The sequence below is a fragment of the Micromonospora sp. BL4 genome, from assembly GCF_003667505.1.
In the GTDB taxonomy this organism is placed as follows: domain Bacteria; phylum Actinomycetota; class Actinomycetes; order Mycobacteriales; family Micromonosporaceae; genus Micromonospora.
Map to the genome: position 1 here is coordinate 90,532 of NZ_RCVJ01000147.1, position 22,236 is coordinate 112,767.

22 protein-coding genes and 1 riboswitch are annotated in these 22,236 nt (G+C 72.7%); of the genes, 13 read left to right on the top strand and 9 right to left on the bottom strand.

What is annotated here, in order from left to right; all coding sequences use genetic code 11:
* Positions 1-3 precede the first annotated feature (3 nt).
* Positions 4-2,061 carry a type IIA DNA topoisomerase subunit B gene (locus tag EAD89_RS19100; RefSeq protein WP_121654326.1) on the bottom strand — a complete coding sequence of 686 codons (2,058 nt, stop codon included), beginning with the start codon at positions 2,059-2,061 and terminating at the stop codon, positions 4-6.
* 276 nt (positions 2,062-2,337) lie between these two features.
* Here EAD89_RS19100 and EAD89_RS19105 point away from each other — a divergent pair, with 276 nt between their 5' ends.
* The 4 genes from EAD89_RS19105 (at position 2,338) to EAD89_RS19125 (ending at position 6,499) form a co-directional block, all read left to right on the top strand.
* The gene (locus tag EAD89_RS19105) at positions 2,338-3,003 is read left to right on the top strand and encodes a bifunctional 2-polyprenyl-6-hydroxyphenol methylase/3-demethylubiquinol 3-O-methyltransferase UbiG (RefSeq protein WP_121676690.1); all 666 of its coding nucleotides are present in this window, start codon (positions 2,338-2,340) and stop codon (positions 3,001-3,003) included.
* Entirely contained in the window at positions 3,000-3,788 is a 789-nt protein-coding gene (locus EAD89_RS19110; protein ID WP_121676691.1) for a hypothetical protein, read from the top strand. The genes EAD89_RS19105 and EAD89_RS19110 overlap by 4 nt, the downstream gene beginning before the upstream one ends.
* A gap of 478 nt (positions 3,789-4,266) precedes the next feature.
* Positions 4,267-5,523 carry a hypothetical protein gene (locus tag EAD89_RS19120; protein WP_121676692.1) on the top strand — a complete coding sequence of 419 codons (1,257 nt, stop codon included), beginning with the start codon at positions 4,267-4,269 and terminating at the stop codon, positions 5,521-5,523.
* Positions 5,524-5,635: 112 nt separating this feature from the next.
* A complete protein-coding gene (locus EAD89_RS19125) occupies positions 5,636-6,499 on the top strand; it encodes an alpha/beta fold hydrolase (RefSeq protein WP_121676693.1) in 864 nt (287 codons plus the stop codon).
* A gap of 41 nt (positions 6,500-6,540) precedes the next feature.
* On the opposite strand, the gene EAD89_RS30515 is transcribed toward EAD89_RS19125, so the two are convergent.
* A complete protein-coding gene (locus tag EAD89_RS30515) occupies positions 6,541-6,711 on the bottom strand; it encodes a hypothetical protein (protein WP_158609791.1) in 171 nt (56 codons plus the stop codon).
* Between the two features lie 197 nt (positions 6,712-6,908).
* On the opposite strand from EAD89_RS30515, the gene EAD89_RS19130 reads away from it, so the two are divergent.
* Both EAD89_RS19130 and EAD89_RS19135 read left to right on the top strand, forming a co-directional pair.
* Positions 6,909-7,538, top strand: coding sequence for a hypothetical protein (locus EAD89_RS19130; RefSeq protein ID WP_121654331.1), 630 nt, complete (start codon positions 6,909-6,911; stop codon positions 7,536-7,538).
* Positions 7,539-7,707: 169 nt separating this feature from the next.
* Entirely contained in the window at positions 7,708-8,079 is a 372-nt protein-coding gene (locus tag EAD89_RS19135; protein ID WP_121654367.1) for a hypothetical protein, read from the top strand.
* Between the two features lie 48 nt (positions 8,080-8,127).
* Here EAD89_RS19135 and EAD89_RS19140 read toward each other — a convergent pair whose 3' ends face one another.
* On the bottom strand, positions 8,128-9,057 hold the full coding sequence (locus tag EAD89_RS19140; RefSeq protein WP_121676694.1) for a DUF72 domain-containing protein: 930 nt from the start codon (positions 9,055-9,057) through the stop codon (positions 8,128-8,130).
* A 131-nt stretch (positions 9,058-9,188) separates the two neighbouring features.
* Here EAD89_RS19140 and EAD89_RS19145 point away from each other — a divergent pair, with 131 nt between their 5' ends.
* From EAD89_RS19145 to EAD89_RS19155, 3 genes are all read left to right on the top strand, one after another.
* On the top strand, positions 9,189-9,695 hold the full coding sequence (locus tag EAD89_RS19145) for a DinB family protein (RefSeq protein ID WP_121654333.1): 507 nt from the start codon (positions 9,189-9,191) through the stop codon (positions 9,693-9,695).
* A gap of 118 nt (positions 9,696-9,813) precedes the next feature.
* Positions 9,814-10,629, top strand: coding sequence for a hypothetical protein (locus tag EAD89_RS19150; RefSeq protein ID WP_121676695.1), 816 nt, complete (start codon positions 9,814-9,816; stop codon positions 10,627-10,629).
* Positions 10,630-10,733: 104 nt separating this feature from the next.
* Positions 10,734-11,432 carry a Pr6Pr family membrane protein gene (locus EAD89_RS19155; RefSeq protein ID WP_199733558.1) on the top strand — a complete coding sequence of 233 codons (699 nt, stop codon included), beginning with the start codon at positions 10,734-10,736 and terminating at the stop codon, positions 11,430-11,432.
* Between the two features lie 11 nt (positions 11,433-11,443).
* Here EAD89_RS19155 and EAD89_RS19160 read toward each other — a convergent pair whose 3' ends face one another.
* The 3 genes from EAD89_RS19160 to EAD89_RS19170 form a co-directional block, all read right to left on the bottom strand.
* Positions 11,444-13,525, bottom strand: a complete 2,082-nt coding sequence (locus EAD89_RS19160) for a glycogen debranching N-terminal domain-containing protein (protein WP_121676696.1) — start codon at positions 13,523-13,525, stop codon at positions 11,444-11,446.
* Entirely contained in the window at positions 13,522-13,911 is a 390-nt protein-coding gene (locus EAD89_RS19165) for an SCP2 sterol-binding domain-containing protein (protein ID WP_121676697.1), read from the bottom strand. The genes EAD89_RS19160 and EAD89_RS19165 overlap by 4 nt, the downstream gene beginning before the upstream one ends.
* A 107-nt stretch (positions 13,912-14,018) precedes the next feature.
* The gene (locus tag EAD89_RS19170) at positions 14,019-14,528 is read right to left on the bottom strand and encodes a DinB family protein (protein WP_121676698.1); all 510 of its coding nucleotides are present in this window, start codon (positions 14,526-14,528) and stop codon (positions 14,019-14,021) included.
* Positions 14,529-14,605: 77 nt separating this feature from the next.
* Between EAD89_RS19170 and EAD89_RS19175 the strand changes: the two genes are divergently transcribed.
* Complete coding sequence (locus tag EAD89_RS19175; RefSeq protein WP_121676699.1) at positions 14,606-15,121, top strand: 2'-5' RNA ligase family protein; 516 nt, start codon at positions 14,606-14,608, stop codon at positions 15,119-15,121.
* Positions 15,122-15,202: 81 nt separating this feature from the next.
* On the opposite strand, the gene EAD89_RS19180 is transcribed toward EAD89_RS19175, so the two are convergent.
* On the bottom strand, positions 15,203-16,423 hold the full coding sequence (locus tag EAD89_RS19180; RefSeq protein ID WP_121676712.1) for an RNA polymerase sigma factor: 1,221 nt from the start codon (positions 16,421-16,423) through the stop codon (positions 15,203-15,205).
* A 14-nt stretch (positions 16,424-16,437) separates the two neighbouring features.
* Entirely contained in the window at positions 16,438-16,800 is a 363-nt protein-coding gene (locus EAD89_RS19185) for a YciI family protein (protein ID WP_121676700.1), read from the bottom strand.
* A gap of 528 nt (positions 16,801-17,328) precedes the next feature.
* Between EAD89_RS19185 and EAD89_RS19190 the strand changes: the two genes are divergently transcribed.
* Positions 17,329-17,520, top strand: a complete 192-nt coding sequence (locus tag EAD89_RS19190; protein WP_143728595.1) for a hypothetical protein — start codon at positions 17,329-17,331, stop codon at positions 17,518-17,520.
* Positions 17,521-17,535: 15 nt separating this feature from the next.
* Here the strand turns inward: EAD89_RS19190 and corA are convergent, their stop codons facing one another.
* A complete protein-coding gene (corA, locus tag EAD89_RS19195) occupies positions 17,536-18,666 on the bottom strand; it encodes a magnesium/cobalt transporter CorA (protein WP_121654340.1) in 1,131 nt (376 codons plus the stop codon).
* Between the two features lie 221 nt (positions 18,667-18,887).
* On the opposite strand from corA, the gene EAD89_RS19200 reads away from it, so the two are divergent.
* Complete coding sequence (locus EAD89_RS19200; protein ID WP_121676701.1) at positions 18,888-20,840, top strand: amino acid transporter; 1,953 nt, start codon at positions 18,888-18,890, stop codon at positions 20,838-20,840.
* Positions 20,841-20,925: 85 nt separating this feature from the next.
* Positions 20,926-21,037: riboswitch (SAM riboswitch) on the top strand.
* A gap of 279 nt (positions 21,038-21,316) precedes the next feature.
* Entirely contained in the window at positions 21,317-22,195 is an 879-nt protein-coding gene (locus EAD89_RS19205; protein WP_121676702.1) for an ABC transporter substrate-binding protein, read from the top strand.
* Positions 22,196-22,236: the final 41 nt, after the last annotated feature.

Sequence of the window (22,236 nt, forward strand, 5' to 3'; positions counted from 1 at the left end):
TGCTCATGCGTCGATCGCCTCGCGGTCGACCCGGTCGGCCGAGTCGATCAGCCAGTTGCGGCGCGGCTCGACCTTCTCCCCCATCAGCAGTTCGAGGATCCGTTCGGCGGCGTCCACGTCGTCGAGGGTGATCCGGCGGACGGCGCGGGTGGCCGGGTTCATCGTGGTGTCCCACAGCTCGTCGGCGTCCATCTCACCGAGGCCCTTGAAGCGCGGGATGGGGGTGACGATCTGCTTGCCGGCCTTCTCCAGCTTGCGGACCGTCGCCTCCATCTCGGCCTGGGTGTAGGTGTAGGTGGTCTGCGGGTTGCGCCCCTTGGTGGTGATCTTGTGCAGGGGCGGCATCGCGGCGTAGAGCCGGCCGGCCTCGATCAACGGGCGCATGTACCGGGCGAAGAGGGTGATCAGCAGCGTGCGGATGTGCGCGCCGTCCACGTCCGCGTCGGCCATGATCAGCACCCGGCCGTAGCGCAGTGCGGAGAGGTCGAAGGTGCGCCCCGAGCCGGCGCCGAGCACCTGGACGATCGCCGCGCACTCGGCGTTGTCCAACACCTGCTGGAGGTTGGCCTTCTGCACGTTGAGGATCTTTCCCCGGATCGGCAGCAGCGCCTGGTATTCCGAGGAGCGGGCCATGCGGCTCGTCCCGAGGGCGCTGTCGCCCTCGACGATGAACAGCTCGCTGCGGTCGATGCCGGTGGCGCGGCAGTCGACCAGCTTCGGCGGCATCGACGCGCCCTCCAGGGCGGTCTTGCGCCGGGCGGCGTCCTTCTGCTGCTTCTGGGTGAGCCGTACCCGCGCCGCGTCGACGATCTTCTGCAGGACTGTGCGCGCCTCGGCCTTGGTGCGCCGGTCCTCCAGCCACGCCTTGAGGTGCGCCTCGACCAGGGTGTGGATGACCTTGGTGATGCCGGTGGTGGAGAGCTCGTCCTTGGTCTGCGAGGTGAACTGCGGCTCGGGGATCCGCACGTGCACGACCGCGGTCATCCCCTCCAGGACGTCGTCGAGGGTGGGCGGCTCCTCCTTGGCCTTGAGCAGGCCGCGGGTGTTGCGGATCGCGTCGGCGAGGGTGCGGACGAGGGCCCGCTCGAAGCCCTTGCGGTGGGTGCCGCCGTGCGCGTTGCGAATGGTGTTGGTGAAGCACTCGACGGTGCGCTCGTAGCCGGTGCCCCAGCGGAACGCCACCTCGACCTCGGCGCGGCGCTGCACGTTGGACTGCATGACGCCGTTGGCGTCGGCGGCGTTCTCCCGGTACGTCCCCTCGCCGTTGACGAGCAGGGTGCCCGAGACCGGCCGGTCGCCGGCCGGGGCGAGGAACTCCACCATGTCGCTGAGCCCGTTGGGGTAGTGGAACTTCTCCTCGGCGGGCGCCTCGCCGGTCAGGTCGCGCAGCAGGTACAGCACGCCGGGGACCAGGAAGGCGGTGTTGCGCAGCTTCATCCGGACCGCGTCGACGTCGAGCGCCGCGCCGGTCTCGAAGTAGCGGGCGTCGTGCCACCAGCGGATCGAGGTGCCGGTGGACTGCCTGCGCTTCATCGCGCCGATCACCTGGAGCCCGGGACCGGCGGTGAACGGAGCGTCCGGCCCGTCGCCGTCGAAGATCCCCGGCACGCCGTGCCGGAAGGACATCGAGTGGATCTTGCCGGCGCGGCGGACGGTCACGTCGAATCGGCGGGACAGGGCGTTGACCGCGGACGCGCCGACGCCGTGCAGGCCGCCGGAGGTCTTGTAACCGGAGCCGCCGAACTTGCCGCCGGCGTGCAGCCGGGTGAGCACCAGCTCGACGCCGGAGATGCCGGATTTGGCGTGCACGTCGGTGGGGATGCCCCGGCCGTCGTCGTCGACCTGCACCGAGCCGTCGGCGTGCAGTGTCACCTCGACGTTGGTGGCGTGACCGGCGACACCCTCGTCGGTGGAGTTGTCGAGGATCTCGTTGACGAGGTGACCCACGCCACGGCTGTCGGTGGAACCGATGTACATGCCGGGCCGCTTGCGGACGGCGTCCAGCCCCTCAAGGTGGGTGAGGTCATCGGCCCCGTACAGGGTGTCAGGCTCTGCGGTCAACTGGTCGTACTCCCCGGTCTCGGCGGTGTGCTGCCGGTCACCGGCGACATCAGCCGGCGTGGCGCGCCGCAGCGAGCCTAGCCCGCGGCTGGGACAACTCCCGGAGGACCTACGCGACCCGCCGTGCCTCGGCGCCCGGACGTGAGCCAACGAACAGCTCGCGGCCAGCCCCGACCGGGCGGCCGGCGGCGGTCGCGGGGCCACGGACGGGCGGTTCGGTCGCTAGGCTGACCGGCGATCGCGAGCGGCACGCGCCGGCGCGGGGCGGGGGCGGACATGGCAGAGGACGAGGCGACCGGACGGCTGGCTGCGGCGTCGCCGGCCGTCGGCGATCCGACGGGCTGGTTCGAGCGGCTCTACACCGAGGCGGAGCGCGGCGAGGCGGTCGTCCCGTGGGATCGCGACGCCCCGCACGGCCTGCTCGTCGAGTGGACCACCGAGAGGTGTCTGACGGGGGCCGGCCGCCGGGCGGTCGTGGTCGGCTGCGGGTACGGGCGGGACGCTGAGCACATCGCGGGGCTGGGCTTCGAAACGGCGGCCTTCGACATCTCCCCCACCGCGGTGGCCGCTGCCCGCGACCGGCACCCCGGCTCGACGGTGGACTACCGCGTCGCCGATGTGCTGGACCCGCCACCGGCCTGGCGACGGTCGTTCGACCTGGTGGTGGAGAGCATGACCGTGCAGGCGCTGCCGGCGGAGATCCGGGCCGCCGCGATCGGCGCGGTGGGCGAGTTGGTCGCGCCGGGAGGCACGCTGCTGGTGATCGCCGCTGGCCGCGCCGACGAGGAGCCCACACCGGTCGCGCCGCCCTGGCCGTTGACCCGCGTCGAGATCGACGCGTTCGCCGGCGCCGGGCTCGTGCCGGTCCTGGTGGAGGGGATCCAGGACCAGAGCGGGGTACGCCGTTGGCGTGCCGAGTTCCACCGCGGGCCGATCCGGTGACCGCGTTGAGGAACCCGGACGATCCGGGTACGACCGGCCCGCAGGAGGCGATCGTGGTGGACGGGACGATGCGGGGCCCTCTCCAGCGCGCCATCGGTACGCGCGCCCGCCGCTGGCTGCTCGCGGGCACGTTGCTGGCGGGTGTGCTCGCCGCGGTGGCGCTGACCGCGGCGGCGGCTCCCGACGACCGGACGTTCGCCGCGCTCTCGGACACGGTCCAGAGCCTGATGTCGGTCCTGACGCCGCTGTTCGGCATCCTGCTGGTGCGGGACCTGCGTCGGGCGCCCGACGCCGTCCGGGTCACGCCCACGGTGCTCGCGGTGTGCCTGCCGGCCGTCGTCATCGGCGTCGGCGGGGTGCTGGTCTGCGCCGCGACGCTCGCCCTCACGCCGGCCGATGTCGCCGATGATCCGTGGCGACACGTCGGGACCGTCGCGGTGGGCGGTGTGCTGGTGCAGATCGTCGCCGGGTTGGTGGGCACCGGCCTGGGTCTGCTGCTGCGTTCGCCGGTCGTCGCGTTCCTCGCCACCATCGTGTTGCCGCTGGGCCTGTACGCGCTGCTGGGCGGTGTGGACGCCCTCCGTCCCGCGCAGCCGTGGCTCACCCCGTACGGCAGCGTGCGCAACCTGCTCTCGGGGGACATGAGCGTGCTGCGGTGGGTGCAGTGGTTGTGCGTCCTGCTGATCTGGGGTGTCGGTCTGAACGCCGCCGGCGCGGCCGCGTCGAGGCGCCGCGGCAACCCGCCCGGCAGGTCGGTCGGCGCGGCAGCAGGCGAGGGTCGGTGAAGCCGGTGTTGTCGACCGTCGCGTCGACCCGGGGAAGCGGGTCCGCCTCGGCGAGGTAGGCGCGTTGGGCGGCGAGGTACCGGTCCCGGTGCAGCGCCTCGGCCGCCGCGTCGCCCTCCCGACTGCCGCCGCGTCGCCCTCCCGACTGCCGTCGCGGACCACACCGCGCCCATCGACAGCTCCGCCGCGACCTCCACCCAGATGCGGTATTCCCAGAGGTCGTCCAGCTCGGGGCGGGCCGGCGGGTTCCCGCAGGAGGGCCCGGATCGCCGGCAGGTCGAGCTCATCGACCAGCGTGGTCCGCGTGGTCGAGCCGGGCCGCGGGCAGGGGTTGCCGCCAGGTGGAGGCCGAATGGTGTACCGGGGCGGGCGTGTCCTTCATCGAACGATTCTGTTGCGAGCCATTGACGCCCGTTGCACGGGGGTGATCTGATCGCGCTCTCAGAGAATCTTTCATCTTTCGATGGATGGGAGCCCCATGCCCAGGTTCCGGCGTACCGCGCTCGCCGCGGCACTCACGATCGTCACGGCGGCGCTGTCGACCGCCGTTGCGCTGCCCGCCCCCGCGTCCGCCGCGCTGCCCACCGCCGCGGTGGCGCTCGGCGACAGCTTCATCAGCGGCGAGGGCGCCGGGGCGTACACCCCGGTCGTCGACGTCAACGGCGTCGCCCAGGGCTTCCCCGGCTGGACGGCGCCCAACAACAACGCGTTCTTCTGCCACCGATCGGCGAACGCCTCGCTGAACCAGGCGAACCTGCCGGGCATCCAGAACCGGTTCAACCTGGCCTGCTCCGGCGGCCAGCCCCACGACATCGCCACCGCGTCGAGCGCGCGGGCCAACGGCCGGACGGTGGCCGCGCAGATCGACCAGCTGCGCGCCGTCGCGCAGACCCAGGACATCGACCTGGTGCTGATCGGCCTCGGGTCGAACAACAGCTCGTTCACCTTCGGCAGCGTGGCGGAGAAGTGCGCCAACCGGTTCATCGCCGACGCCTGGACGGGCTGGTGGGAGTTCTGGGCGTACCTGGGCGGCCCGGTGGAGCAGAAGCCGTGCACCGACGCCGACCTCGCCACCGCCGCACAGCTCAGCGCCGCGACCGCTGAGACCACCGCCGCGGTACGACAGCTGCTGACCACCCTCGACCAGGTGGACGCGGACGGGCAGCACCGGATCGTGTTCCAGGACTACACCAACCCGCTGCCGATGGACCTGAACCCGACCTTCCACACCGAGGACGGCCGGGACGACACCCGGGACAAGTTCCGTGACCTGGGAGCCGAGCGGTACGCGGCCGGTTGCCCGATCCACCGGGCCAGCCTGCTGCCCGGACACCGCTTCTCGCAGGGCCTCGGCACGCTGGTGAAGTCCACCCGGGACACCCTGGCCGCCGAGTTCCCCGCCGCCGACCTGGTCTACCTCAACGTGCAGCGGGCCTTCGACGGCGCGCGGCTCTGCGAGTCGTCGAGCAGCCCGACCGGCGCGCTGGCCACCCCGATCCGGCTCCAGGACAGCCCCAACGGCACCTTCGTCACCAGCCTCTCCGGCAAGGACAAGATCGCGATCCAGCGCATCGCCAACACCTGCGTCAGCTACTTCCAGACCTGCCAGGAGTCGTGGCACCCGAACGCCACCGGGCACCAGGTGCTCGGTCAGTGCCTCAGCGGCGCCGCCACCACCAGCGCCCGCGCGGTGGCGTGTGTCCGGGCCAGCAACGGGACGATCTCCGTCTCCTGACCGACAGCACGACCGGAGGCTCCGCCACCCCGGCGGGGCCTCCGTCGCGTACACGGAGGAGAGCGGGCAGCGGCGGCTACCCGCCGGTAATGTCGGCCCGTAAGCTGGGCCGGTGAGCGGGGACACGGAGTACGCGCAGGAGTTCGTCGACGTCGACGGCGGTCGCCTCGGCGTACAGGTGTATCCGGAGCCGGACGGACCGGCGGGTGCGCCGATGGTGGTGATCTGGCCGGCCATGGGGGTCCGGGCCCGCTACTACCGGCCGTTCGCGGCCGCGCTGCGCGCCGCGGGGCTGGCGGTGGTCGTCGTTGACCTCCGCGGCACCGGCACGAGCACGCCCGCGCCGAGCCGCGCCGACCGGCACGGCTACAGCGAACTGGCGGCCGACGTCGGTGCCGTGCTGGCCGCGCTCAAGCCGCGGCTGGACGGGCGTGCCCGGCTGCTGCTGGGGCACTCGCTCGGCGGGCAGGCAGCGCTGCTGCACCTCGCCCTGCACGGCGGTGACGCGGTGGACGGACTGGCGCTGGTCGCCGTCGGCGTCCCCTACTGGCGAAGCTATCCGGGCCGGCGCGGCTTCGGCGTGCTCCCGTACACCCAGGGGATCGCCGCGACCGCCGCGCTGCTCGGGGTCTGGCCGGGCTGGGGTTTCGGCGGCCGGCAGGCACGCGGGGTGATCAGGGACTGGGCGTACACCGCGCGGACCGGCCGTTTCCCCCGACTGGACGGAACGGACACCGAGGCGGCGGTACGCGCGGTACGAACCCCGGTGCTTGCGGTCAGCGTGGACGACGACCAGTACACGCCGCACGAGTCCATGGACCACCTCTGCGCGAAGCTCACCGCGGCGCCGCTGACCCGGGAGCGGTACACAGTGGCGCAGGCCGGCGCCGCGCTGGACCACTTCACCTGGGTCCGCGCGAGCATCCCGCTGGCACACCGGGTCGTCCGCTTCGCCGGCGGCCTGCCGCGCCGCTGAAGAGGTGCCGGCCGGTCATCGTGTGGGCCCGGCCGGCCCGCTCACTCGTCCTGATCCAGCGGCACCAGGTCCCCGTCGCGCTCCACCCGGACCTCACCGTGGTCCTTGCGCGGCGGGACCTCCGCGGTGTTCTTGTGCGGGTCGTTGTCCGGGTGCATGAGCACCGCGTCGGTACTGGCGGTCTTCTCCCGGCTCTCCTCCGGCTGCGACATCCCGTTCCCCTCTCCCTCAGCGTCCGTCGAGATCTACCCACCACGGACCGAACGACTCCTGCCGGCGACGATGCGGCACCCCCGTGCCCGGATGTCCCGGGAGTACCGGATGCGGCGTGGATCGGCCGGCCAGGGACGGGGTTAGCCGCCCGGGCGGCGGGTAAGCCGCAGCGCCCGACACGGCGGAAGGGGATCAGATGTCCGAACGGCATACCGCACTGCGCTCGATGCACGATCTGGGTCTGGCGGCCTGGTTCGGCGGCTCCCTCATGGGAGCGCTCGGCGTCAACGGCGCAGCGGCGAAGATCAGTGACACCACACAGCGGCTCCCGGCCGCGTCAGCCGGATGGTCCAAGTGGACCCCGGTCAACGCGGCCGCCATCGGCGCTCACCTGGCCGGAGCGGTCGGTGAACTGGTGACGGAGAGCCCACGGGTGGCCAGTCAGTCCGGGGTCGCCCGCGCCAGCACCATCAAGACGGCGCTGACGATCGGCGCACTCGCGGTGACCGGCTACAGCCGGTTGATCGGCATGCGGTTGGAGAAGGCGGGCGCCCCACCGGTGAACGGCGCCACCGAGCCGAACCATCAGACTCCGGCCAGCGTGGCCGCGTCGCAACGGCAGATGAAGCTGCTCCAGTGGGCCATCCCGGCGCTGACCGGGACCCTGGTGGTGGTCACCGCGTACATGAGTGAGCAGCAGAAACCCGGCCAGGTGTTCCGGGGGATGCTCGGCCGGGCCGGCATGCTCGTGAGCGCCCCGAAGGGGATGGCGAAGATGGCGGGCATGAGCGCCGGCAAGCGGCAGATGGCGATGGCCGGGCGCTGAGCGCCGGGCTGGCCGACGTCCCGCCGGCACCTCGACGGCGGGGCGCCGGCCGGCTCTGTGTCGCTGGTGCGAAAGGGCGCGGTGGCACGGCGTGCGACCGGGCGAGCCGGACCGGCCCGGGGAGGGCAATCGTCCGCCGCTGGCGGCGGACCCGACGAGCGGGGTGGCCATGACGGCGCACAGGGGATCCAGTGGCAGCGGCGACCGGCTGGAGCCGGAGGCCGTCACGCCGTGGAAGACCGAGGACGGCTTCGATGCGGAGCCGCCCTGGGGCGCGGACGAGGACTCGCCGATGGACGAGGGCAGCGAGGAGACCGCGGTGCCCGAGGGGCGGCGCGGCGAGCGCCGCGCCGGCGCCCAGGCTGGCCAATCCGGCCCGGCCGGTCGGCACGGTTTCGGCTCGGTGGAACCCACCCGTACCACCGCGGCCGGGCCGGGCGCGCCCCCGGACCCGGCACCCAGCCGGCGGTCCTTCCCGGACGACGCGGACATCGACGAGCGGGCCGAGGACGCGCTGCGGACGCGAGGCCGGCGCTCCTGACGGCCCGCGGACCGAGCCTCTGCCCGGCGGGCGCCGGGTTGCCGGACGTCAGCCGGTCGACGTGGCGCGGGCCGGGACGGTCTGCCGCACCGGCTCGACGCCGAGGATGTTCTCGGTGAGCAGCTGGGCCAGCCGGGTGGCGTCGCGCTGTGCCTGACCGGCGCAGCAGTTGTTGAACAGCACGTGCAGCTCGTCGGCCGGGCCGGCCAGCTCGGCCAGCAGCCCGGCCCAGTGCCGCAGCTCCTCCTCGGCGTACGCGTAGCGGAACTTGTCCTGCTTGTCGCCGTCACGCCAGGCGTCGCTGTGGCCGTGGAACCGAACGATCGCCGGCTCCGCCGTGGTCGTCAGGATCGGCGGCACCGACGACGGGTGGCCCTGCGGCATATCGACGCAGACCAGTGAGAGGTCGTGCGCGCGCAGCAGGTCCATCGTGGCCGGTGCGGCGTCTTCGTCGAACCAGGACCCGTGCCGCAGCTCCACGGCGACCCGCCACGGCCGGCATCGCCGCGCCAGCTCGACGATCCGGCGCTCCGCGGCGGCGCTGCGCACCAGCCACGGCGGAAACTGCAGCAGCACCACGCCCAGCTTGTCGGCCGCCGCGATCGGCTCCAGCGCCGCCCGGAACCGGGACCACAGCTCGTCGTACGCCCGCTCGGGCAGGTCGCGGCGACGGATCCGACTCGGGCCGGCGGCCGGGCGCAGGTCGCGGGGCAGCGCGGCGACCGGCGTCGGGTGACCGGTGAAGAGGCTGAACGCCTTGACGTCGAAGGTGAACTCCGCCGGGGTGGCGTCGACCCAGCCCTGTGTGATCTCCGGCGCGGGGATCGCGTAGTAGGAGGTGTCCACCTCGACCAGTGGGAACCGGCCGGCGTAGTAGGCGAGCCGGCCGGCCGGGGTGCTGGCCGAACGCGGGTACCACCCGGAGCGCAGCAACGACTGGTCGGCCCAGGACGACGTGCCCACCTTAATCACACCCATGTCATTCAGTGGACCGCTCCGCGCCCGGATCGGCAACCGCTGGCAGCCCGCGCGGCCGTCGTGTCGATCCCAAATTGTCGGTGTCGCCTCCTACGCTCGCGTGGAGCGGACATCGACGGAGAGGCGGCGCCATGACCATCAGCACCGAGCGGCTCACCGGGGAGCGGGCCGACCTGCTGCAGACGCTGCGCCGACACCGGGGCTTTCTCCTGCACACCGTCAACGGGCTGACCGACGAGCAGGCTGCCACCTGCAGCACCGCCAGCGAGCTCTGCCTCGGCGGCCTCATCAAGCACGTGGCCGGCACCGAGGAGCGGTGGATGCTCTTCGCCGTCGGCGGCGCGGAGGCGATGCAGCGCGAAGAGATCGACTGGGTCGGCCAGTTCCGGATGGCGCCGGGCGAGACCCTGGCCGGGTTGGTCGAGCGGTTCCGGCAGGTCGCCGACCGGACCGACGAGCTGATCGGCACCCTCGACCTGGACGCCGCGCACCCGCTGCCGCAGGCGCCCTGGTTCGAGCCGGGGGCGAGCTGGACCGTCCGCCGGGTGCTGCTGCACCTGATCGCCGAGACGTCCCAGCACGCCGGGCACGCCGACATCCTGCGCGAGACGATCGACGGCGCCAAGACCATGGGCTGAGCGGGCCAGTCCGCCGCCGCCGATCGCCGGCGGTTCCCACCATCCACCTCGTGTCACCCGGTCCCATCCCGCCTCGACATGTGACACCACGCAGGTGGGCGGCGCTGAGGGACACGAGATGAACGCGGACCGGATGGACCAGGAGACCGCCGAGCGGTTGCTCGGCGGGGCGGTCGAGCCATCGACCGGATCACGACCGGTCGTACTGCTGCTGACCGCGGCACGCGCCGCGCCGCGCCCCGCGGAGCTGGCCGGCGAGGACGTCGCCGTGCTGGCCTTTCGCCGCGAACGCCACGGCCGCCTCCATCCGGATCCCGAACGGCAGGCCGGGGAGGGCGTCGCCCTGGGCGCACCGACCGTTTCCCGACGGCCCGCCCGCCGCCCACGCGGCCTGGCCGGATTCGGTGCCAGGGCCGCCGTGGCGGCCCTGGCCCTCGTCGTCAGCGGCGGGGTGGCGCTGGCCACGGCCACCGGCGGCCCTGCGCCCCGTGCGCCGCAGCCGCCCACGGCCACCCCGTCGGCGCCCGGCGTTCCACCACCCGTTGCCGACCCGGTCACCGGTGGGGAGGCCAGGTCGGGCGCACCCGCCACGAGCGGACCGGCGCCCTCCTCCTCGGTCGCGGCCGAGATGGCGGGCCTGTGCCGGGCGTACCAGGCGGTCGCCGGGAACGACCACGGTCGAGCACTCGACAACCCGGTCTTCTCCGGGCTGATCGTCGCCGCCGGGAACCGACAGCGGGTGGCCGGCTACTGCGAGCGGGTCCTGGCCGCCGCGCCGCGCGGGGCGAGCGACGGGCGACCCGGGGCCGCGCCGAGTCGACGTCCACAAACGCCGGGCCCCCCGAACACGCGCCCCACCGCTGCCGGACCGGACCACACCGCACGGCACCGGGGCGACGGCCGGCAATCCCCGCCGGTCGGCCCACCGACCTGACCGGCCGGGACGCGCGCTCCGACCGCCCGTCGGCCCTCGGACGGTACGAGCCGAGCGGCTCGTCCAGCAGAGCGCGGGACACCTCGTACTGATAATTTGCCCCGATGACTCTGCGGCGGCGACGCGCGGCGGCGGCGGTCCTGCGCCTGGTGGTGGTGCTCAGCGTGCTGGCCGGGATCGTCCTCACCGCGCTCGGCCCGGCCACCGTCACCGGGCTGCTGCCGTACTTCACCATCCAGAGCAACGTCGCGGTCGGCGCTCTCGCGGGGTACGCGGGCCTCAGCGCGTGGCGGGACCGACCCGATCCACCGTCGGCGCTGCGCGGGGCGGTCACCCTCTACATCACCATCACGGGCGTGGTCTACCACCTGGTGCTGGCCAACCCGGCCAGCCCGTTCGCGATGGCCCAGCCGGACCGGGCCGTCGGCGAGGCGCTCGGCAACCAGCTGCTGCACACCGCGGTGCCGCTGCTGGCGGTCGCCGACTGGGTGCTGTTCGACCAGCGCGGCCGGCTGCGCCCGCGGTACGCGGCCTGGTGGCTGGCGTTTCCGCTGGGCTACCTCGGCTTCGCCCTGCTGCGAGGGCTGGTCGTGCACGCCTACCCGTACCCGTTCCTGGACGTGGGCGAGCTGGGCTACGACGGGGTGGCGATCAGCGCGGTCTTCCTCGCCATCGCGTTCTGGCTGCTCGGCCTGCTCCTCGTCGGACTCGATCGCACCCTGTCCCGCCGCACCCCCACCCCACCCGCTTCCACCGCGCACAGCGCTCGCGACACTGGCGTCACCGTCGACGGCCTGCCCTGACGCAGGTCCGATCAGCGAAGTCGGCGACGGCCGGCGGCGGTGGACGAGCGGTCTCCGGCGTACGCGTCGGTGATGCCCCAACGGCCCGGGATGTCCAGCAGCTCGAGTCTGCCGAAGCCCGCTGGCAGGGCCGGGTTGACCAGGAGGTTGCCGCCGGTCGGCCGCAGCCCCAGCAGGGTGCCCAGCAGCATCAGTAGCGCGCCCGAGGACCACGACTGCGGGCGACCCGCCGCGGGCAGTTGCACGGGGTACTTCGTCCGGCTGCGCTCGTAGCCGGCGATCAGCTCGGGCACCGCCCCGCCGAGCGTCTGCGCCATGTCGAAGATGCCGGCCGCGATCCGGCCCGCCTGCGCATCGAAGCGGTAGTGCCGCAGCCCGGCCGCGATCAGGGCGTTGTCCGACGGCCAGACCGCCCCCAGGTGTGAGCCCATCGGGTTGTACGGCTGCTGCCCGGTGGCGTAGGTGCGCACTCCCCAGCCGCTGAACAACCGTGGCCCGAGCAGATGCTCGGCGACCGCCTCGGCGCGGTCGTCCGCGACGATCCCACTCCACAACAGATGCCCGATGTTCGACGACAGCGCGTCCACCGGCTCGCCGTACGGGTCGAGCGCCAACGCGTAGTACTCCCGTTCCGGTAGCCAGAAGTCCCGGTTGAACCGGTCCTTCAGCTCCGCGGCTTCCCGTTCCAGCCGGTCGGCGTACCCGGGGTCACCCCAGAACTCCCGGGCCAACCGCGCGCCACGCCGTTTCGCGTCGTACGCGTAGCCCTGCAACTCGCAGGTGGCCCGGGGCAGCGCCGGTTGCCGCCCGCACGCGTCGATGATCGCGTCCGGGGAGTTCTTCCAGCACTGGTTGAGCAGGCCGTACCGCTCGTTGCGACGCTGGTAGCGCAGGTACCCGTCGCCGGTCAGGTCGCCGTACTCGTCGATCCAGTCCAGTGCCATCCGGGCCGGATGGCGCAGCTCGCGGACCAGGTCCGCGTCGCCGGACCAGCGCTCGTACTCGTCGAGCAGGACGACGAACAGCGGGGTGGTGTCCGCCGCGCCGTAGTACAGCGCGTTCGGCCGGTCGGCGAACGCGGCCGACTCGCCGTACCGGAGCTGGCCGACGATCTTGCCCGGCTCCTCGTCGTGCGCGTCGTCGAGCTGGCCGCCCTGCAACAGCGCCAGCAACCGCAACGTCGCGGGCGTCAGCTCGGGGGTGAACGCGATGGTCTGCAGGCAGGTGATGATGCTGTCCCGCCCGCAGAGCGCCATCGCCCACGGCAGACCGCCGACCGGCACCCGGGCGTTGTACGCCAGCGGCATGTACCGCAGCGCCCCCAGGTCGGCCAGGCTGCCCCGGTAGGTGTCCTCCAGGCCGGCGCGTTCGGCCACCAGCTGCGGGGCCCCGTCCATCCAGGCCGCCAGATCCTCGCGCATCCCCCCGCGTACGTGGTCCCGGTGGGACTCCAGGTTTCTGCGCAGGTCCCGGCCGCCCTCGCCCCGGATGGTCATGGTGACGTGCAGGTCGGTCTCCCACGTCCCCTCGGGCTCGATCCGGATCCGGAACGTCATTCCCCGCGCGTCCACATCGGCGGAAGCCGTGCTGCTCACGACGGTCTCGCGGACGAACCGCTCCCGCTCGTACCGCAGCACGAGCTGGCTGCGTGCGGAGTCGGCGGCGACCTCGACGGCCCGCCCCCGCAGCTCCCGGCCCTCAGCGACCTCGGCCAGGTCGGCCAGGTCGGCGAAGTCGCTGCCCATGTCCATCCGCACGGTGAACTCGGCCGGCTGCGTGGAGTGGTTGAGCAACGTGATGCGCTCGTTGAAGCTGTCGTCGAGCGAGCGGTGCCGGATGACCGACACGTCGGCGTCGACGTAGTGGCTCGCCGCGCCCGGGACCAGGAAGAACCGGGTCTCGAAGTACGTCATGTCGTCGCGGGAGAGCACATTCAGCTCTTCACCGCCGACACTGAGCACCCAGCGGGACAGGAAGCGGGTGTCGAACGAGAACAGCCCCACCGGCGTGGTCGGATCCTCCACCACGTCGCCCTGTGCGTCACTGATCGCGAAGGCGTTCCCCGCGATCACGTGCACCCGTTCCCGGCTCACCGCCGCCCCTCCCGCCCGGCCATCGCGGCCCGACCCAGCTCGCGTGGATGGCGGGCGCCGGCCGGCCCGGGAAAGATGCGCCGCAGCAGCATCAGCAGCTGGATGTCGCCCTGCGCGGTCAGCTCGTTGCGCAGCAGCGCCGTCGCCACGTGGGTCTCCCCGCTCGCCAACCGGTCGAGGACCGCCGGGGCGGCGCGGACGACCAGGTCCGCGTCGTCGCCCGACTTGGTCACCCGCACGTGCTGGTCGGCGACGGTCAGGTACCAGTGCTCGGTACGGCCGTCCTCGCGCGCGTCCAGCCGGAGGGTCCCGGCGGTCGTCTCCGGCAGGTCGGTACGCCGGCCGGAGTCCAGCCGTCCCAGGTATTCCGCCACGGTCGTTCCCATCACGCCCCCTCCCCCGCTTCCCCGCAGGATCACCCGCTACGGGGTGAGGCCGGCTCACCCGAAGCGGGTGACGACGGGTGTGTCAGGAGCCCGGCGGACGCCGCCGCTCAGTCGGCCCCGATCAGGCCGCGGACGTAGCTGGCCTGACCGACGTGTTGCAGGTCGTCCTCGGCTACGCTGACCAGCCGGACGCCGAGGGTGACCGGCGGATCCCACGCCTCGTCGACCACGCGGTCCAGGTCCGCGGGCCGCAGACCGGCCAGGAACTGCCGGGTCCGTCCGGAGACCGCCTCGTAGTAGTCGATCAGCGCCTGCGCGCTCTCCGGCCGCACCGCCGCGACCTGCGCGGGCGAGTGGCCGTAGCCGGTGTCGCCCGGGTCGGCGGTGAGCCCGAACCGTCCCGCCCAGTCACCACTCGCCCAGATCTGGTCGGTGTCCATCAGGTCGGCGACGTGGTCGTCCTGGACGCGGGTCAGGTGCCAGATCAGCCAGCCGATCGTGTTGGCGCCCGGACCGGGCGCCCGGTGCAGCTGCTCCGGGGTGAGACCGTCGACCGCCGCGCGGACGAGGTCGGGCAGGCGGTCGTACGCCTCAATCAGCAGGTCACTCACGTCCACGGGCCACGCCTCCTGGTCTGTTTCCGATCAGGTACCGCCGAGACCGGCGGACAAACCTCTGCCGTTACGGTGATCACGTGGTCGCCGCGTTGGAGCTGTACCTGGACCCGGATGCCACCCGCCGGATCCGGGTGCTCTGGGACGCGCTGGAGGCCGAGGGCGTGCAGAGCATGCGGTCGCTGCTGGAGCAGCGCCACCGCCCGCACGTCTCGTTCGCGGTGGCGCCCCGCTTCGACCCCGAGCAGGTGGCCGCGGCGCTGCGCGGCACGGTCGTGGCCGCACCGCTGCGGCTCGACTTCCAGCACGCCGGTCAGTTCGTCGGCAGGGTGCTGTGGCTCGGCCCGACGGTCACCCCGGAGCTGCTGGCCCATCACCGGCTGGTGCACGATCGGCTCGCCGCCGCCGGCATCACCCTGGTCGAGCACTACCAGCCGGGACGCTGGGTGCCGCACTGCACGCTCTCCATGCGCGTGCCGAACGCGCTGATGGCCGCCGCGGTGCGCCGCTGCCTGGAGGTGCTGCCGGTGGCCGCGACCGTGGTCGGCGCGGCGCTCACCGACCACGCCCGCGGCATCGCCCACCCGCTGCCCTGACCCGCCGCCGTGGCCACAGGTCAGGCCTGGCGGCCACGGCGGCCGGGCGACAACCGCCGTCCGACAGCCGACCCGTGCCGGTCAGCCGAGTCGGGCAGCCCGATCCTCCAGGTATCGGCGCTCCGGCAGGCTGGTGCTGAGCCGGGCCGCGTCCAGGTAGGCGGATCGGGCCGCGGGGTGGTCCCCGGCCAGCTCGAGCAGGTGGGCGCGGACAGCGCTGAGCCGGTGGTGCCCGGCGAGCCGGTGGTCGGCGTCCAGGGTGGCCAGGAGTTCCAGTCCGGCATGTGGCCCGCGCGCCATGGCCAGCGCCACCGCGCGGTTCAGCGTGGTCATCGGATTGGGCGCGATCCGCTCCAGCAGTTCGTACAGCGCGTGGATCTGCGCCCAGTCGGTGTCCTCGGCGCGCCCGGCCTCGGCGTGCACCGCGGCGATGGCGGCCTGGACCTGGTACGGGCCGATCACCGAGCGAGGCAACGTCCCGGTGACCAACGCGATGCCCTCCCGGATCAGGTCTGCACTCCAGCGCCGCCGGTCCTGCTCGGCCAGCGGCACCAGGGCACCGTCCGGCCCGGTGCGGGCCGGACGACGGGCCTCGGTGAGCAGCATGAGGGCCAGCAGCCCGGCCACCTCGCCGTCGTCGGGAAGCAGCCGTCGGACCTGCCGGGTGAGCCGCACCGCCTCGCGGGTCAGCTCGGTGCGGTGCAGCGCCGGACCGGCGCTGGCCGTGTAGCCCTCGTTGAAGATCAGATAGAGCACCTGGAGGACCGTGTCGAGCCGTTCGTGACGCTCGGGCTCGGCCAGCACGCCGAAGCGGCCCCCCGCATCCCGGATCCGCTGCTTTGCCCGGCTGATTCGCCGGGACATGCTCGCCTCCGGGACCAGGAACGCCCGGGCGATCTCCACGGTGGTGAGCCCGCCGACGGCGCGCAGGGTCAGTGCCACCTGCGAGGGGGGCGTCAGCGCGGGATGGCAGCAGAGGAACAGCAGGGTCAGCGTGTCGTCGTCCACGACGGCCGGCGGCGCATCTGCCGGTGGGGCCACGAGGTCGTCGGCTGGGATCAGCGCCACCGCCGCCGCCTCGCGTCGGGCCCGGGCGGCGTCGGCGCGGTGCTGGTCGGTCAACCGCCGGGCCGCCACGGTGATCAGCCATCCCCGCGGATTGCGGGGCGGACCCTCGATCGGCCAGCGCTGCGCGGCCGCCAGCAGCGCCTCCTGGACCGCGTCCTCGGCGGCGTCGAACCCACCCCCGTTCCGGATCAGCGCGCCGAGAACCTGCGGCGACAGCCGGCGCAGCATCTCCATCAGCTCAGCGGTGCTCACATCTCCATGCCGTTCAACTCCATCACCGGGCGGACCTCCACCGCGAACAGCCGCGCCTCCGGCAGCCGGGCGGCAATCTCGGTGGCCCGCTCGACGCTGTCGCAGTCGACCAGGTCGTACCCGGCCAGCTGCTCCTTCACCTCGGCGTACGGGCCGTCGGTGACGCTGCGGGCGCCGTCCCGGATCCGGACCACCCGAGCGTGCAGTGCGTCCGCGAGGGCGTTTCCCCCGAGGTACTCGCCTGAGGCGATCAACTCGTTCACCAGGGCCGCATGCTCGCGCGCCATCTCCTCCCGCTGCTCACCCGGCAGTGCCTGCCAGGTCGCCGGCGAGCTGTAGATCAACAACAGGTACTTCATCGTCCACCTCTCCTGCCCGGTCACGACGGTCGCACGAGCTTCGTGTGCGCGCCCACTGAGACGTCGGAGCGGCATCGCCGATCAGGACATCGGCGCGGCCCCGGCGTCGATGTCGGGATCGGCGCGCCAGCTCCGTCGTACCGATGGACGGCCCGCACGGGGCGGGCCGGGGGCGAGGAGGCGATCATGCCCGACGGTGTCGATCGGCGACGGCGGCGAGGACTGAATGTGCTCGCACTGCTGACGAGGAGGCGCGGCAACGAGGGCGTCGATCCCCGTGCCGGACAGTCCACAGCACGCCGGCGGGCGGAGGCGTTGGCCCGCGCTGCCGCCTGGGCTCAGCTGCACCGGTGGTGATCGTCCCGGTACGGCGAGAGTCGGGAAACCGAAAACCAGGGGTACGGACGAGCCTGGGCGTGGGATGGTGCGAGATGGCTGCTGCACCGACCTGCCCGCAAGCGGGTGGCCCGGCCGGAGAGGCGCGAGCGCACGCCGCGTCGCCCGGGGCGGCTTCGACGAGGAGAGGCAGTGCCCATGCAGGCTCAGCGCAGGCCACCGCGTACGGAGCGGAGCCAGACCCGGGACGACCGGACCGGCGGCGGCATGACCGGAGCGGCCACGCCCCTGACCATCTGGGCCGCTGCCGTGCTGCTCGGCCGGATCAGCGCGGGCGACGACGACAGCGAGGACGAACGGCACATCCTGCGTGGCATCGAGTGACCTTCGACGGTCCGGTCACAGCCAGCCGCGCCGCTTGAAGATCAGGTAGAGGCTGCCGCAGACCAGGGCCATCAGCAGGAGCGCGAACAGGTAGCCGTAGCGCCAGTTCAGCTCCGGCATGTGCGTGAAGTTCATCCCGTACACGGTGCCGATCAGCGTGGGGGCGAACAGGATCGCCGCCCAGGAGGAGACCTTCTTCAGCTCCTCGTTCTGCGCGTAGCTGGCCGCGGTGAGGCTGCGCATCTCCTCGTTCTGCTGCTGCGAGACGAGGGTGGCGTTGACGGTGAGGATGTTCTGCAGCAGGTGCCGGAAGCCGTCCACCCGCTCCACCACCTGGGTGAGGTGGTCGGTCACGTCCCGCAGGTAGCGGCGCAGTTCCTCGTCGGTGCCGTAACTGCCGGCGCCGGCCGCCAGCGCGTCGAGCACGGCGAGCAGCGGGCGGGCGGCCCGCTGGAACTGGATGACCTCGCGGCTGAGCCCGTAGATGCGTCGGCTGGCGTTCGGGTCGCCGCCGAAGACCTCGGTCTCGATCTCGTCGATGTCGTTCTCCAACCCGGCCACCACCGGCGCGTACCCGTCGACGACCTGGTCGAGGATCGCGTACAGGACCGCCTCCGGGCCCTGGGCGAGCATCTGCGCGTCGGTCTCCATCCGCCGCCGCACCGCGGCCAGGTCCGGTGCCTCACCGTGCCGGACGGTGATCACGAAGCCGGGTCCGATGAACAGGTGCAGCTCGGAGAACTCGACCTCTTCCCGCTGATCGTCGTAGCGGGCGGCGCGTAGCACCACGAAGAGCGTGTGCCCGTACCGTTCCAGCTTGGGCCGCTGGTGGGCGTTGATCGCGTCCTCCACCGCCAGGTCGTGCAGCCGGAACTCCCGGGCCAGCGACGTGATCTGGTCGATGTCGGGCCGGTACAACCCGATCCAGGCCATCGCGCCGTCCTGCTCCTGAAGGCAGCGGTACGTCTCGGCGAGACCGTCCGGCGACGCGAACCGGTGCCCGCGGACGTAGACGGCGCTGTCGACCAAGCCGCCGGTGGGCGGTGTCGTCGGCTCGTTCTGCGGCGGCTCGCCGACGCGGACCTCGTGCTCGTCGAGCCGACGGCCGAAGCCACCGCCCGGGCGGAACCGACGGCCGCCGACCATGACCCGCTCCCTCCCGAACGCACCAACCGACGACTGCCCGAACCGCCCGGGCAGGTCCAGGGCGGGACGCGCTGCTTCCCCCGTGCCCACGGCCCGAAACCCTCCGACGCGCCGCCCGACCGGGGGTGCCCGGGAGGGTGGGATCCCCGCACCGGCCGACTCGCCCGGGCTGGCGGGCGGATACTCGCGGTGACCGTGGGCGGACGACGGGGGAAGCGCCGATGAAGGTCGACAGGCGCGCCGGCCGCCGGACCGGTCGGCTGCGGGCCTGGCTGCTCGACGGCGGTTCGGAGCAGACGGTGCAGCGGCACGGCCCGCACGGGCGCCCGCCGGAGCATCGCCACCATCGGTGGTGGAAGGTGATGTGCCTGACCGGCGTCGACTACTTCTCGACGCTCGGCTACCAGCCGGGCATCGCCGCGCTGGCCGCCGGCGCGCTCTCGCCGGTGGCGACCCTGGTGCTGGTGCTGGTGACGCTGCTGGGCGCGCTACCGGTCTACCGGCGGGTGGCGGTGGAGAGCCCGCACGGCGAGGGCTCGATCGCGATGCTGGTACGCCTGCTGAGCTACTGGCCGGGCAAGCTGTTCGTGCTGGTGCTGCTCGGCTTCGCGGCCACCGACTTCATCATCACCATCACCCTCTCCGCGGCCGACGCCACCGCGCACATCGACGAGAACCCGTTCTGGCCCAGCGGACTCAAGGGACACGAGGTCCTGGTGACGCTGCTGTTGGTGGCGCTGCTGGGCGCGGTGTTCCTCAAGGGGTTCGGTGAGGCGATCGGGATCGCCATCGTCCTGGTCGCGGTCTACCTGACGCTGAACGCCGTGGTGATCGCCGTCGGTCTGTGGCGGGTGGTGACGCACCCGAGCGCGGTCGCGGACTGGACCACCGCGCTGACCACCAGCCACGGCGATCCCCTGCTGGTGATCGGGTTCTCGCTGCTGGTGTTCCCGAAGTTGGCGCTGGGCCTGTCCGGCTTCGAGACCGGGGTGGCGGTGATGCCGCACATCCGCGGCGATCGGCAGGACTCGGAGGACCGCCCGCTGGGCCGCATCCGGGGCGCACGTCGGCTGCTCACCACCGCGGCCGTGATCATGAGTGTCTTCCTGGTCACCAGCAGCGTGACCACCACCGTCCTGATTCCGCCGGAGGCGTTCGAGCCGGGTGGGCCCGCGAACGGCCGGGCGCTGGCCTACCTGGCGCACGAGTACCTCGGTGAGGTGTTCGGCACGGTCTACGACCTGTCCACCATCGGCATCCTCTGGTTCGCGGGGGCCTCGGCGATGGCCGGGCTGCTCAACCTCGTACCCCGCTACCTGCCCCGCTACGGCATGGCGCCGACCTGGGCCCGGGCCGTCCGGCCGCTGGTGCTGGTCTTCACCGCGGTGGCGTTCCTGATCACTGTCGCCTTCGGGGCGAGCGTGGACGCGCAGGGCGGCGCGTACGCCACCGGGGTCCTCGTGTTGATCACGTCGGCGGCGACGGCGGTGACCCTCGCGGCGCGGCGGCGGCGCCAGCGCGGCCGGACGGTCGCGTTCGGAATCATCGCGACGGCCTTTCTCTACACCACCGCGGCGAACGTGGTGGAACGTCCCGACGGCGTGAAGATCGCGGCCTGCTTCATCGGCGGGATCATCGTGGTGTCGCTGCTGTCCCGGCTGATGCGGGCCTTCGAGCTCCGGGTCGACCGGGTGGAGCTGGACGACGAGGCCACCCGGCTGATCGACGAGTGCGGCGGGCGTCGCATCCGCCTCATCGCACACGAGCCGGCCACCCGGGACCGCGCGGAGTATCGCGACAAGCTCGCCCAGACCATCGCGGACAACGACTTCCCGGCCGACAGCGCCGTGATCTTCGTCGAGGTGACGGTCACCGATCCGTCGGACTTCGAGACCGAGCTGCTGATCCGCGGCAGCGTGCAGCACGACCGGTACCCGGTGCTCAGCCTGACCAGCTCATCGGTGCCCAGCGCGGTGGCCGCCCTGCTGCTGGAGATCCGTGACCGGGCCGGGCGGTGCCCGCACATCTACTTCGAGTGGACCGAGGGCAACCCGGCCGGCAACTTCCTGCGCTACCTGGCGTTCGGCCAGGGCGAGATCGCCCCCATCACCCGGGAGATCCTGCGCCGCCAGGAACCCGACCCCGGACGCCGGCCGCACGTGCACGCCAGCTGACTGCCGGCCGGACGTCCGTCGCGGACGGTGAGCGTGGTCATAACGACTGGACGATCCACCTCCCCGGGCTGCTAGCCTCGGCGCAGGTCATGAGCGCCAGCGCGAAGCCCCGGCTCGCTGGCCGGCAACCCTCCTCCGCGGTGGGGTGCCCCGGGTGAAGACCAGGCACCGGCACGACGTCGGTGCAAGCGTGGCCTGGCACCCAGGTCAGCACAGACCCGGGAGAACCATGCGCATCCTCAGCAGCAGCACCCCATCGGCCGACGCCGCGGATTCCCGCACCGGCTGGCCACCACCGGCACTGACCCGGCGGCGGCACGTGGACATGATGCGGGTGTGCAGCGCCGCCTGTCCCGGCCGCGCCGCGTCCTAGCGCACCCCATTTTCGAACCCATTCCCTGCGGTACGCCCCTGACCGGGCGCACCGTCGGCGGCGCACGTCTGTGCCCGCCGCTGCGCAACCTTCGGAGACACCTGTGCGAATCCTTCCTGCCCTGACCCGCGCCGCGGCCCTCGGCGCGGCCGCCATCCTGGCCGCCACCGCTCTCACAGCCTGCGGCGACGACGCCTCGTCCGACGCCGCCGGCAATCCGTACGGCCTGGCGCAGCCGGGCGTGCTGCGCGCCGGCACGCTGACCGACGCCCCGCCGAACGTGTACCTCAAGGACGGCACGTTCACCGGCTTCGACAACGACCTGCTGACCGCGGTCGCCGGCAAGCTCGGCCTGAAGGTCGAGTTCGTCGGCACCGACTTCTCCGCGCTGCTCTCCCAGGTCAACAACCACAAGTTCGACGTCGGCAGCTCCTCGATCACCATTACCGAGGCGCGCAAGAAGACGGTCGACTTCGGCAACGGCTACGACTTCGGCTACTTCGGCCTGGACGTGCCGGCCGGCTCACCGATCACCGGCTTCGACCAGCTCGCCGGCAAGCGGGTCGTGGTCGTGCAGGGGACTGTGCAGGACGATTACGCCACCGGCGAGCGGCTCGACCCGGTCCGGGTGCCGGACTACAACGGCGCGATCAACCAGCTCAAGGCGGGCACCGCCGACGCGTGGATCGCCCCGGCCGAGATCGGCGAGAAGTCGGCCACCGACAGCAACGGCAAGATCACCGTGGCGGCCAAGCAGCTCAGCCCGGCGCCGACCGCGTACGCCGTCGCCAAGGGCAGCGACAAGCTGCGGGAGGCGCTGAACAAGGGCCTCGACGAGGTGATCGCGGACGGCACCTGGAGCCGGTTGCAGGCGCAGTACTACCCGGGCCGACCGGTACCGGCGGACTTCAAGCCGGGCAGCGGCACCGTGACCGTGCCGGCCGCACCGTCGGCGTCGGCGTCGGCGTCGGCTGCGTCCTGAGTCAACCGGTGACGAGCGAGCGGGGCGGTAGGAGAGGCGAC